The following is a 12,279-nucleotide window of genomic DNA, read 5'->3' as shown; positions in this document are numbered from 1 at the left end:
CCTGTGAGGTGATGGCTAGATCAGCGGGGCCCGCGGGCCGTCGGGCCGGGTCAGGCGCTCGTCGGTGATGGCGACCACGGTCTCGGCGACCTCGGCGTCGGTGAGCCGGCGGAAACCGTCCTCGGTGATCAGCGAGACGATCGGGAAGATCTTGCGGGCCAGGTCCGGCCCGCCGGTGGCGGAGTCGTCGTCCGCCGCGTCGTAGAGCGCCTGGACTACCAGGGTGACGGCCTGCTCGGCCGTCAGGTCCTCGCGGTAGAGCTTCTTCAGCGAGCCGCGGGCGAAGACCGAGCCCGAGCCGGTGGCGGCGAAGCCGCGCTCCTCGGAGCGCCCGCCGGTGACGTCGTAGTTGAAGATCCGGCCGCGGCCCCGGTCGAGGTCGTAGCCGGCGAAGACCGGCACCACCGCGAGGCCCTGCATCGCCATGCCGAGGTTGCCCCGGATCATGCTGGTGAGGCGGTTGGCCTTGCCCTCCAGGGAGAGCGTGGTGCCCTCGATCTTCTCGTAGTGCTCCAGCTCCAGCTGGAACAGCCGCACCATCTCGACCGCGAGGCCGGCGGTGCCGGCGATGCCGACGGCGCTGTACTCGTCGGCCGGGAACACCTTCTCGATGTCGCGCTGGGCGATGACGTTGCCCATGGTCGCCCGGCGGTCACCGGCGATGACCACACCGCCGTCGAAGACCGCGGCCACGATCGTGGTCCCGTGCGGGGCCTCCACCACGGATCCCTCGGGGAGCCCGGTTCGGCCGGGGAGCAGCTCCGGCTTGTGCTCGGCGAGGAAGTCGAGGAACGAGGAGGACCCCGGGGTCAGGAAGGCAGCCGGTAGACGCCCGGTGCCACGAGTGTTGGCTTCCACACGATTCCTTCCAGGTAGCTTGAAGCGCGCAATGCCCGCACCCTACCCGCCGACGATCACTGTCCACGCGTGGAGGGGCCGGTGCCGGGCGGCCGGACGGCCGCTGCCGTCCGGCCGCCCGGGACGGTCGCGACCGTGAATTCCCGAATACCGGGGAAGGGCTATTGCCCGCCCTTCTGCACGAAGCCGCGCACGAAATCTTCCGCGTTCGACTCCAGGACCTCGTCGATTTCGTCCAGCACGGCGTCGACGTCGTCGCTCAGCTTTTCCTGGCGTTCCTTGAGGTCATCGGAATTCTGGGTTTCCGCGACCTGCTCCTCGACCTCCTCGGAGGAGCGGTTTGCCCGCTGCTGGCCGCCGCCGGTGTCCTTGCTCGCCATTTCCCTCACCCCGCTCGAATCGTCTGGCACGGTTTGGTCGGTCGGTCGTTGCCGGTTGGCTCCGACCCTATACACAAGGTGCGACTGCCGCTCCCGGTTTGCCGGTGGCGCCTCCTGTCCAACACCCGCTGCCACCCCGGATGATTCCCATTCGGCGGACGTTCACCCGTGGTGATCGAAAAGTTACCCGCCGGCCAGTACGCGCAGCAGGTCCTCCGCCGTGCGGCAGCGGTCCAGCAGCTCCTTGACGTGGTTGCGGGTGCCGCGCAGCGGCTCCAGCGTGGGCACCCGCTGCAACGAGTCCCGGCCCGGCAGGTCGAAGATCACCGAGTCCCAGGAGGCCGCCGCGACGTGCTCCGCGTACTGCTCCAGGCAGCGCCCGCGGAAGTACGCCCTGGTGTCCTCGGGCGGCTTGGTGACGGCCCGCTCGACCTCTTCCTCGGTCAGCAGCCGGTCGAACCGGCCGCGGGCCACCAGGCGGTTGTAGAGGCCCTTCTCGGCCCGTACATCGCTGTACTGGAGGTCGACCAGGTGCAGCCGCGGGTTGTCCCACTGCAGGGCGTCCCGGCTGCGGTAGCCCTCGAGGATCTCCCGTTTGGCGACCCAGTCCAGCTGCTTGGAGAGCGACATAGGGTCGCGTTCCAGCCGCCCGAGGACGTCCTCCCAGCGCGTGAGCACGTCCACGGTCTGCTCGTCGGCGTCGTTGCCGAAGCGGTCCTCGACGTACTTGCGGGCCAGCTCGAAGTACTCCAGCTGCAGCTGGACGGCGGTGAGCTTGCGTCCGTTGCGCAGGGTGATCAGGTGCTTGAGCGTCGGGTCGTGGGAGACCCGGTGCAGGGTGCGCACCGGCTGGTCGACGGCGAGGTCGGAGGCGATGAAGGAGTCCTCGATCATCGACAGGACCAGTGAGGTGGTGCCCAGCTTGAGGTAGGTGGAGATCTCGGAGAGGTTGGCGTCCCCGATGATCACGTGCAGCCGCCGGTACTTCTCGGCGTCGGCGTGCGGTTCGTCCCGGGTGTTGATGATCGGCCGCTTGAGGGTGGTCTCCAGGCCGACCTCGACCTCGAAGTAGTCCGCCCGCTGGCTGATCTGGAAGCCGTGCGCCGAGCCGTCCTGGCCGATGCCGACCCGGCCGGCGCCGGTGACCACCTGGCGGGAGACGAAGAACGGGGTGAGGTGGCGGACGATGTCGGCGAACGGCGTCGCCCGCTTCATCAGGTAGTTCTCGTGGGTGCCGTAGGAGGCGCCCTTGTTGTCGGTGTTGTTCTTGTAGAGGTGGATGTTCTGCCCGTTGGGCAGTTCCAGCGCGCGTTGCGCGGCGGCCGCCATGATCCGCTCGCCGGCCTTGTCCCACAGCACGGCGTCGCGCGGGTTGGTCACCTCGGGCGAGCTGTACTCGGGGTGGGCGTGGTCCACGTAGAAGCGGGCCCCGTTGGTCAGGATGACGTTGGCGAGGCCGATGTCCTCGTCGGTCAGCTGGCTCGCGTCCGCCACCTCCCGCGCGAGGTCGAAGCCCCGCGCGTCGCGCAGCGGGTTCTCCTCCTCGAAGTCCCAGCGGGCCCGCCGCGCCCGGTGCATCGCCGCCGCGTAGGCGTTGACGATCTGGGACGAGGTGAGCATGGCGTTGGCGTTGGGGTGCCCGGGCACGGAGATCCCGTACTCGGTCTCGATGCCCATCACGCGCCGTACGGTCATGCGGCCCTCCTTGCCCGGTGCACCGCCCCCGACGGACGGCACACGCTGACGTACCGCTGAACAACACCGACGCCGGCGGACTGCCCGCGGACGGTGGGTCGAGCCTAGAATGCGGCGTCGACCGGCGGGCCCCGAGACGCGCCGTCCGGCTGCGGGGCCGCGAGGCGCCACAGCCGGACGGTGTGCGTACAGCTCCGGGGACCGCTGCCGGCCCGGACAACCGCGTGCTTACAGGTACTGCCCCGTGTTGGCGACAGTGTCGATCGAGCGGCCGGACTCGGCGCCCTGCTTGCCGGTGACCAGCGTGCGGATGAAGACGATCCGCTCGCCCTTCTTGCCGGAGATGCGGGCCCAGTCGTCCGGGTTGGTGGTGTTGGGCAGGTCCTCGTTCTCCTTGAACTCGTCCACGCAGGCGGCGAGCAGGTGGGAGACGCGCAGACCGCGCTGACCGTGGTCGAGGAAGTCCTTGATGGCCATCTTCTTCGCGCGGTCGACGATGTTCTGGATCATGGCGCCGGAGTTGAAGTCCTTGAAGAACAGGACCTCCTTGTCACCGTTGGCGTAGGTGACCTCCAGGAAGCGGTTCTCCTCGGTCTCGGAGTACATCCGCTCCACGACCGACTGGATCATCGCCGCCACCGTGGCCTCGACGGAGCCGTCGTGCTCCTTGAGGTCGTCCGGGTGGAACGGCAACGAGTCCCTGAGGTACTTGGAGAAGATGTCCTTCGCGGCCTCGGCGTCCGGGCGCTCGATCTTGATCTTGACGTCCAGGCGGCCGGGCCGCAGGATCGCCGGGTCGATCATGTCCTCGCGGTTCGAGGCGCCGATGACGATGACGTTCTCCAGGCCCTCCACGCCGTCGATCTCCGCGAGCAGCTGCGGGACGATGGTGTTCTCCACGTCCGAGCTGACGCCGGAGCCGCGGGTGCGGAACAGCGACTCCATCTCGTCGAAGAAGACGATGACGGGCGTGCCCTCGCTCGCCTTCTCCCGGGCCCGCTGGAAGACCAGGCGGATCTGCCGCTCGGTCTCGCCCACGTACTTGTTGAGCAGCTCGGGGCCCTTGATGTTGAGGAAGTAGCTCTTCCCCTGGGGGCGGCCGGTGACCTCCGCGACCTTCTTGGCCAGCGAGTTGGCGACCGCCTTGGCGATCAGCGTCTTGCCGCAGCCGGGCGGGCCGTAGAGCAGCACGCCCTTGGGCGGGCGCAGCTCGAACTCCTTGAAGAGGTCGGCGTGCAGGTAGGGCAGCTCGACCGCGTCGCGGATCTGCTCGATCTGGTTGCTCAGGCCGCCGATCTGGCGGTAGTCGATGTCCGGGACCTCCTCGAGGACCAGCTCCTCGACCTCGGACTTCGGCACGACCTCGTACACGTAGCCGGAGCGGGGTTCCAGCAGCAGGGCGTCCCCGGCCCGGATGGTGACCTCGCGCAGCGGCTCGGCGAGGCGCACCACGCGCTCCTCGTCGGTGTGGCCGATGACCAGGGCGCGCTCGCCGTCCTCCAGGATCTCCTTGAGGGTGACGATCTCGCCGATGCGCTCGAAGGCCATCGCGTCCACGATGTTGAGGGCCTCGTTGAGCATCACTTCCTGGCCGCGCCGCAGTTCGTCGAGGGCGACGTTCGGGCTGACGTTGACGCGGAGCTTGCGACCGCCGGTGAAGATGTCGGCGGTACCGTCCTCGTTCGCCGCGAGGAAGGTGCCGAACCCGGCCGGGGGCTGTGCCAGCCGGTCCACTTCCTCCTTGAGGGCCACGATCTGGTCGCGGGCCTCGCGCAGGGTGGAGGCGAGTCGTTCGTTCTGGGCGGTCACGCCGGCCAGGTTGGTCTGGAGCTCGACGATCCGCTCTTCGAGGATTCTCGAATTGCGCGGCGAGTCGGCGAGCTTGCGGCGCAGTACGGCGATTTCCTGCTCAAGGTACGAGACCTGAGCGGCCTCGTCGGAACCACGAGCGGGCCTGCCGGTGCTGCGGTTGTAGTCGTCATCGTGGGCTGCCACGGTCCTCACCTCCTCCGGGGAGCTGGACGCTTCCAGACCCTACCTGGGACCAGGGGTCCGTAAACCCCTAGATCAAGAAAGATGGAACGGGCGTGTCCGATCTTCGCCCCAGCGTGCTTCCCCTCTGCTAAGGGGATACCCACCGCGCACCACCCAAAGCGGGCCAGATGTATCGTCGAGCGAAGTGATATCCGACCGCGACCGCGGTACTCGGGTCCGATCGTTGTACGAATGGCGGGATTGCTCCAGGAATAGGGGCGACCCGGGACAGAAACGGCAGGGGACATGTCGGTGACGGAGCAGACCGCGGCGGCGACCGAGGAGCTGGAGGTGTGGATCGACCAGGATCTGTGCACCGGCGACGGCATCTGCGCCCAGTACGCGCCCGAGGTCTTCGAGCTGGACATCGACGGACTCGCGTACGTGAAGGGCCCGGACGACGAACTGCGCCAGCAGCCCGGGGAGACGGCCCCGGTGCCGCTGACGCTCCTTCAGGACGTGGTGGACTCGGCCAAGGAGTGCCCCGGCGACTGCATCCACGTGCGCCGGGTCACCGACCGGGTCGAGGTCTACGGGCCGGACGCCGAGTAGGGCCGACGCGGGCCTCAGGCGGAGCCGGCCGGGGCGGCGGACTGGGAGCGTTCCCAGCTGCCGCCCCGGTGCGTCCAGGTGAGGTCGAGTGAGACGTCGGGGCGGAAGCGCGGGACGTCGTCGCTCGAATACCCTTGCGCGCGGCCGGTGATGGCGCCGTCGGAGCGCACCGCGAGCCTTCCGATGGTGAGGTTCTCGCGCTCGGTCAGCAGGGTCGCGACCACCACCGGGCGCTCGCCCGGGCCGAAGCCGAGCAGGTAGACGGAGTCCGGGGGGTTGCCGGTGTCGGTGGCGCAGTGCGCGGCGACGACCGTGCCGGGGTGCCCGTCGCCCAGGTCGGCGGGCACGCTGAGCACCGTCTTGACCGGGAAGGGGCCGCAGTCCATCGGCAGTTGGGCCCGGGCCGGGTCGGGGGCGGTGCTCGCGGCGAGGGCCTTCGGGGTGCCCCTGGCCGCCAGCGGGGTGCCGGTCGCCGGGGAGGCGGCGAGCGCCGCGGCCACCACCGCGCCGCAGCCGGCCAGGGCAACGGCCCAGTGCCGGGGGGCGGTTCGCGCGCGTCCGGGCCCGGAGCGGCCCCGCGGTGTCTGCTGTCCAGCCGTCGCCGTCGTCGTCCCGACCGCGGTCTCCACCAGGCGTCCCCTCCAGAGCTCCAGGAGCTGGTCTGCGTGAGCGAGCATCGTCCCACACCGCGCGCGTCCGCTCTCGACCGGGGAGCCGAAGGGCGCGCCGGTGCCGAGAGCGACAAAAGGAAGGGGTGGTGCGGGCGTCGAGCTCGCACCACCCCTTCTCGGGTTCCGGGTCAGCCCAGGTCGGGCTGCTCGTCCTCCGCGCCGCGGGAGGCCTTGCGGGCCGCGGCCCGCTCCTGCAGGGTCGGCTCGGGCGCCCCGCTGTCGTAGTCCTCGCCGTAGGCGCCCTTGGCCGGGCGGCGGCGGCGCAGCGGCGGCTCGACGCCGTCCGCCAGGCGGCGGGCGGTGAGCAGGAAGCCGGTGTGGCCGATCATCCGGTGGTCCGGGCGGACGGCCAGGCCCTCCAGGTGCCAGGTGCGGACCATGGTCTCCCAGGCCTGCGGCTCGGTGAAGGTGCCGTGGTCGCGCAGCGCCTCGACGGTCTTGGACATCTGCGTGGTGGTGGCCACGTAGCAGCAGATGAGGCCGCCGGGGACGAGCGCCTTGGAGGCGACGTCCAGGCACTCCCAGGGGGCCAGCATGTCGAGGATGACGCGGTCGACGTCGGTCTCGACCAGGTTGTCCTGGAGGTCGCCGACGGTCAGCTTCCACGCCGGGTGCGGGCCGCCGAAGTAGCGCTCGACGTTGCCGCGGGCGATGTCCGCGAAGTCCTGCCGGCGCTCGTAGGAGGCCAGCGAGCCCTGCTCGCCGACGGCGCGCAGCAGGTAGGTGCTGAGCGCCCCGGAGCCGACACCCGCCTCGACCACGCGGGCGCCCGCGAAGATGTCGGCCATCGCCAGGATCTGCCCCGCGTCCTTGGGGTAGATCACGGCGGCGCCGCGCGGCATGGACAGGACGTAGTCGGGGAGCAGGGGGCGCAGCGCGAGGTACGGGACGTTCCCCGTGGTGCGCACGACCGTGCCCTCGGGAGCGCCGATCAGCTCGTCGTGCGGGAACGCACCCTTGTGGGTGTGGAACTGGTTCCCGGCCTGGAGCGTGAACGTGTAGTGGCGACCCTTGGGGTCGGTCAGCTGGACCTGGTCCCCGACCTGGAAGGGCCCGCGTCGGCGGGCGGCACCGGTCGGTTCGGACATGCGGCCAATCCTAAGGGAAGCGGGCCGCCCCGCCTCACCAGGGCCTGGTCACCTGCCCGAGACGGCGGCGGTGAGGCGCCGCTCGATGTCGGTGAGCGCGGCCACGCCGTACACCCGGCCGTCCGCCTCGACCACCAGGTACTCCCCCGCCGGGGTGGCCTGGACGGCCCGCAGCAGGTCCTCGCCGCCGAGGTCGACGTCCAGCCGCAGCCCGGGTTCGAGGTCGCGGGCGAGCGGGCCGACGGCCACCCAGGGGCGGCGGTGCACCGGTACGGCGCGTACCGCGGACTCGCGGACGATGGCGATCGGGTCGCCCCGGCCGTCCACCACCACGACCGCGCCGGCCTGGGCCTCGCGGGCCCGGCGCATGGCCTCGCCGAGCGGGGTGTCGGCGGTGACCTCGACGGTGCGGCGGGCGAGGTCGCGCAGCCGCAGTTCGGGCAGCGCCTCCTTGAGCCGGGCGTTGCGCAGGCTGCCGGTGGCGCCGTTCCAGATGATCGCGGCCAGCACGGCGGCCAGCACCGCGTCGACCAGGGTGTCGGTGGTGGTGCGCTCGCCGCTGCGGGAGGCGCTGACCAGCGGCAGGCCGACCAGCACCACGATCGCCAGCGCCCGGCCGATCCAGGCGGCGGCCACCGTGCCGGTCATCGCCCTGCCGCTGACGGCCCAGACCACGGCGCGCAGCATCCGGCCGCCGTCCAGCGGCAGGCCCGGCAGCAGGTTGAAGGCGGCGACCACCAGGTTGGAGACCATCAGGCCGGTCAGCAGCACCCCGGGCACGCTGGACAGTTCGACGGCGCGCAGCGCGAGGTAGAAGACGCCGCCGAGCACCAGGGACAGCAGCGGGCCGACGAAGGCCAGCCAGAACTCGCGCCAGGGGCTCTCGGCCTCGTTCTCGATCTCGGAGACGCCGCCGAAGAACTGCAGCTGGATCCGCCGCACCCCGAGCTTGTAACGCAGCGCGACCAGGGTGTGGGCGAGTTCGTGGACCAGGACGGAGGCGTAGAAGGCGACGGCGAAGAAGAAGGCCAGCAGGTAGCGCACGCCGCTGCCGAGTTCGGGCAGGACGTCGCCGAGCTGCCCGCCGAACACCCAGGTGATCAGGGCGGCGATGACGAACCAGGACGGCGTGACGTAGATGGGCACGCCGAAGGGGCGCCCCATCAGGAGGCCGCCGCCGCGCTCCGGGGGCGGCCCGGTGGGGCGCCCGCCGTCCTGCGGTGGCTGGTCGGAGGTCTGCTGCCCCCTGGTGTCGCTCACCGTGATCCCTTCGGTCGTCCGCCCGTCGTGCCCCCGGTGCGCCCACGCTACGTGATCGCGGCCACTCGGTGCCGCGCGCCCCTCTGTCAGGCTTCATACCCACTGGACCGGCCCCGGACCGGCTCGGACCGGCTTCGGACCGGCGGGGCTGCCCCGCCGGTCCCGGCGCCGTGGCAGCACGGTGGCAGCGGGATGACAGCAAAGGGCAATAGGGTCGTAGCCATGCAGCAGACCGACACCAGCAGTGCCGCCGGGGCCCCGGCGCGCCCGGCGGCGCCCCCGACCGGGCTGTCCCCGTCCCGCGCGGGGGACTTCCTCACCTGTCCCCTGCTGTACCGGCTGCGGGTGATCGACCGGCTGCCGGAGCCGCCGAGTCCGGCGGCGACCCGGGGCACGCTGGTGCACGCGGTGCTGGAGCGGCTGTTCGACAGCCCGGCGGCCGAGCGGACGCCGGAGCGGGCGCTGGGCCTGCTGCGCCCGCAGTGGGAGCGGCTGCTCGGCGAGCGCCCGGAGCTGGGTTCGCTGTTCCCCGACGACCCGGACGGCGCGGCGCTGACCCGCTGGCTGGCCGACGCCGAGAAGCTGGTCGGCCAGTGGTTCCGGCTGGAGGACCCGACCCGGCTGCACCCGGTGGAGCGGGAGCTGTACGTGGAGACGTCACTGGAGTCGGGGCTGCTGCTGCGCGGCTACATCGACCGGGTGGACGTCGCCCCCACCGGCGAGGTCCGGCTGGTGGACTACAAGACCGGCCGGGCGCCCTCGCGGGACTTCGAGGGCAAGGCGATGTTCCAGATGAAGTTCTACGCGCTGGTGGTGTGGCGCTGGAAGGGCGTGATCCCCAAGCGCCTCCAGCTGGTCTACCTCGGCGGGGGCGGGGACGTGGTGAGCTACGACCCGGACGAGGCCGACCTGCTCGCGGTGGAACGCAAGCTGCAGGCGCTGTGGGAGCGGATCAGCCACGCGGTGGCCACCGGGGACTTCCCGGCCACCCGGAACCGGCTGTGCGACTGGTGCGACCACCAGGCCAGCTGCCCGGAGTTCGGTGGCACCCCGCCGCCGTACCCGCTGCCCGTGCCGGCACAAGCCCGTACGTCGGATGAGAGCGATCCCACGGGGGATCCGATGAGCGAGGAGTCCTAGTGACGATCCGAGTGCTGCTGGTCGACGACCAGCCGCTGCTGCGCACCGGTTTCCGGATGATCCTGGAGGCCGAGTCCGACCTGGTGGTGGTCGGCGAGGCCGGCGACGGTCAGCAGGCGCTGGACCAGGTGCGGGCGCTGCAGCCCGACGTGGTGCTGATGGACATCCGGATGCCGCGGATGGACGGCGTCGAGGCGACCCGCCGGATCGCCGGACCGGGGCGTGACGGCCCGGCCAAGGTGCTGGTGCTGACCACCTTCGACCTGGACGAGTACGTGGTGGAGGCGCTGCGCGCCGGTGCCAGCGGCTTCCTGCTGAAGGACGTCCCGGCGGAGGAGCTGGTGCAGGCGATCCGGGTGGTCGCGGACGGCGCGGCGATGCTGGCGCCGAGCATCACCCGCCGGCTGCTGGACATGTACGCCACCAAGCTGCCCTCGGGCGAGGAGGCGCCGCCGCAGGCGCTGAGCGCGCTGACCGAGCGGGAGTTGGAGGTGCTGAAGCTGGTGGCGCGCGGGCTGTCGAACGCGGAGATCGCGGCCGAGCTGTTCGTCAGCGAGACCACGGTGAAGACCCACGTCGGCCACGTGCTGACCAAGCTCCAGCTGCGCGACCGGGTGCAGGCGGCGGTGTACGCCTACGAGAGCGGGCTGGTGCGCCCGGGCACCCTGTAGACAGCGCGGCGGCCCGCCGCCTCTCCCGGGTCCGGGGGAGGCGGCGGGCCGCCGTGCGCGGGGCGCTACTTCTTGTTGCGGCCGATCTCCCAGAAGCGGAAGACGCCGGTGGTGTCGACGGTCGACTCGACGCCGGTGACGTACGGCTTGGCCGCGAAGAAGGCCTTGGTCTGGAACATCGGGATCAGCGGCACGTTCTCCGCGACGATGCCCTGGACCTGGTTGTAGATCCCGTTCACGGCGCCGCGGTCGGCCTGCTTGAGACCTTCCGGCAGCAGCTTCTGAGTGACCCGCTCGTCCACCCACCCGGTGCGGTAGACGCTGTCCTCGGTGACCAGCGGCCCGATGTAGTTGTCGGGGTCCGGGTAGTCGGCGGTCCATCCGACCAGGTACGCCTGGTACTTGCCCTCGCTCCGGCCCTTCTGGTAGGCGGCCGAATCGTTCTCCACCTGGGTGGTGACCTGGAACAGACCGCCCGTCTCCAACTGGCGCTTCAGGGTGTCGATCTCGTTGGTGCCGGTGCGCGAGCGCCCCGAGGCGAGATTGAGCTTGACCGGCACGGGGACCTTGGCGGCTGCGAGGATCGCCTTGGCCTTGGCGACGTCGGGGTCGCCGTACTTGTCGGAGAAGACGGTGTTGTGGCCGGCGATGCCGGTCGGGACCATCGAGTACAGCGGCTGGACGGTGCGCGCGAAGACGTCGCGGGCGAGGGCCTTCCGGTCGACCAGCTGCGCCACGGCCTGACGGACGGCGAGGTTCCCGGTGGTGGCGTCCTTGGTGTTGAAGGCGATCGAGTTGGTGTCGGAACTGTCGCCCTGGACGACGGCCAGGTCGCCCTTGCCGTTCTGCTGGTCGTCGAGGATCCGGGCGGCGGTGTTCGGCTCCAGGCTGTTGTCGGTGAGGTCGACACCGCCCTTGTCCAACTCGTCCTTCAGCGCGGCGGGGTTGTCGAAGTACCGCACGGTGAACTTGTCGTTCTGCAGCTTGGCGTCGCCGGCGTACTTGCTGTTGGGAGTCAGCACGACCTTGGCGAGGACCTTGGCGCTACCGCCCTCGGGGGTCATGGTCTCGACCGAGTCGAGCTTGTACGGGCCGGAGCCGACGACCTTGTCGTTGTCGAGCAGCTTGTCGGCCGGGTAGACCTCGTGGTCGACGATGGCGCCGGCCGGGGTGGCCAGCTTGGCCGGCAGGGTCGCGTCGGGTGCGGAGAGGTGGAAGACCACCTCGTTGTCGCCCTTCGCCTCGACCGACTTGATCGTGTCCAGCAGGCCGCTCGGACCGTTCGGGTCCTTGATCTTCTTGGTCCGCTGGATCGAGAACACGACGTCGGCGGCCGTGAGGGCGTGGCCGTTGGCGAACTTCTGATCGGGGCGGAGCACGCAGTGGTACTGGGTGGTGTCCCCGCTGACGAACTCGCAGGACTGGGCGGCGTCCGGGGTCGGGGAGCTGGCGGCGGGAGGGAAGGCGAGCAGCGACTGGAAGGTGTTGGAGAGCACCAGCCACGAGCCGGTGTCGTAGGCGCCGGCCGGGTCCAGGACGCTGGTGAGGCCGCGGGTGCCCATGGTGATCGCCTTGCCGCCACTGTCCCCCTTGACGGCGTCGGTGACCGATCCGCAACCGGCCACCGTCACGGCGACCAGACCGGCGCAGCCGAGTGCTGCCAGGCGTTCAGCTGAAGTCTTCAAGGGAGCGTCCTTCGGGGGTGTCACGAACCCGAGTAGCGTGCCATATCGAACACGCACGACCGCTACCCGTGCAGATGACGTTTGGGACACGGTGATCGGGGGCAGCGAGGCGCACCCGACGAGTTGTCAGGCAATGCCCGTTTTCTCCCCGGCCGGCCGTCCCCAGATGCCCGGTGGGAGCGTTTACCGGCGAGTAGGGGCGAGGCGCAATGAGATGACAATCACATCAAGCGCTTCCCACTCCA

11 protein-coding genes are annotated in these 12,279 nt (G+C 70.6%); 3 read left to right on the top strand and 8 right to left on the bottom strand.

The window, feature by feature from the left end:
* Positions 1-15: 15 nt before the first annotated feature.
* The 4 genes from prcB to arc form a co-directional block, all read right to left on the bottom strand.
* Positions 16-858 (bottom strand): proteasome subunit beta, encoded by an 843-nt coding sequence (prcB, locus tag BOQ63_RS33470; protein WP_030286127.1) that lies wholly within the window; start codon positions 856-858, stop codon positions 16-18.
* A gap of 161 nt (positions 859-1,019) precedes the next feature.
* Positions 1,020-1,238 (bottom strand): ubiquitin-like protein Pup, encoded by a 219-nt coding sequence (locus tag BOQ63_RS33465; RefSeq protein WP_030286125.1) that lies wholly within the window; start codon positions 1,236-1,238, stop codon positions 1,020-1,022.
* A gap of 183 nt (positions 1,239-1,421) precedes the next feature.
* On the bottom strand, positions 1,422-2,933 hold the full coding sequence (gene dop / locus BOQ63_RS33460) for a depupylase/deamidase Dop (RefSeq protein ID WP_191093610.1): 1,512 nt from the start codon (positions 2,931-2,933) through the stop codon (positions 1,422-1,424).
* A gap of 228 nt (positions 2,934-3,161) precedes the next feature.
* Complete coding sequence (gene arc, locus BOQ63_RS33455) at positions 3,162-4,928, bottom strand: proteasome ATPase (RefSeq protein ID WP_030286120.1); 1,767 nt, start codon at positions 4,926-4,928, stop codon at positions 3,162-3,164.
* A gap of 285 nt (positions 4,929-5,213) precedes the next feature.
* Here arc and BOQ63_RS33450 point away from each other — a divergent pair, with 285 nt between their 5' ends.
* Complete coding sequence (locus BOQ63_RS33450; RefSeq protein ID WP_030286118.1) at positions 5,214-5,519, top strand: ferredoxin; 306 nt, start codon at positions 5,214-5,216, stop codon at positions 5,517-5,519.
* Between the two features lie 14 nt (positions 5,520-5,533).
* Here the strand turns inward: BOQ63_RS33450 and BOQ63_RS33445 are convergent, their stop codons facing one another.
* The 3 genes from BOQ63_RS33445 to BOQ63_RS33435 all read right to left on the bottom strand — a co-directional run bounded on the left by BOQ63_RS33445 (position 5,534) and on the right by BOQ63_RS33435 (position 8,538).
* The gene (locus tag BOQ63_RS33445) at positions 5,534-6,196 is read right to left on the bottom strand and encodes a hypothetical protein (RefSeq protein WP_141763787.1); all 663 of its coding nucleotides are present in this window, start codon (positions 6,194-6,196) and stop codon (positions 5,534-5,536) included.
* Between the two features lie 122 nt (positions 6,197-6,318).
* Positions 6,319-7,278: a tRNA (adenine-N1)-methyltransferase gene (locus tag BOQ63_RS33440; RefSeq protein WP_030286114.1), complete on the bottom strand. Its 960-nt coding sequence runs from the start codon at positions 7,276-7,278 to the stop codon at positions 6,319-6,321.
* Positions 7,279-7,326: 48 nt separating this feature from the next.
* On the bottom strand, positions 7,327-8,538 hold the full coding sequence (locus BOQ63_RS33435) for a site-2 protease family protein (RefSeq protein WP_078867431.1): 1,212 nt from the start codon (positions 8,536-8,538) through the stop codon (positions 7,327-7,329).
* Positions 8,539-8,760: 222 nt separating this feature from the next.
* Here BOQ63_RS33435 and BOQ63_RS33430 point away from each other — a divergent pair, with 222 nt between their 5' ends.
* Positions 8,761-9,678 (top strand): RecB family exonuclease, encoded by a 918-nt coding sequence (locus BOQ63_RS33430; protein WP_030286110.1) that lies wholly within the window; start codon positions 8,761-8,763, stop codon positions 9,676-9,678.
* Positions 9,678-10,349: a response regulator gene (locus tag BOQ63_RS33425; protein WP_030286109.1), complete on the top strand. Its 672-nt coding sequence runs from the start codon at positions 9,678-9,680 to the stop codon at positions 10,347-10,349. Before BOQ63_RS33430 ends, BOQ63_RS33425 begins: the two co-directional genes overlap by 1 nt.
* Positions 10,350-10,414: 65 nt before the next feature.
* On the opposite strand, the gene BOQ63_RS33420 is transcribed toward BOQ63_RS33425, so the two are convergent.
* A complete protein-coding gene (locus tag BOQ63_RS33420; protein WP_030286106.1) occupies positions 10,415-12,034 on the bottom strand; it encodes an ABC transporter substrate-binding protein in 1,620 nt (539 codons plus the stop codon).
* Positions 12,035-12,279: the final 245 nt, after the last annotated feature.

It is taken from the genome of Streptomyces viridifaciens (assembly GCF_001888885.2).
Classification (GTDB): domain Bacteria; phylum Actinomycetota; class Actinomycetes; order Streptomycetales; family Streptomycetaceae; genus Kitasatospora; species Kitasatospora aureofaciens.
This window is presented reverse-complemented; position numbering and strand designations above follow the sequence as displayed.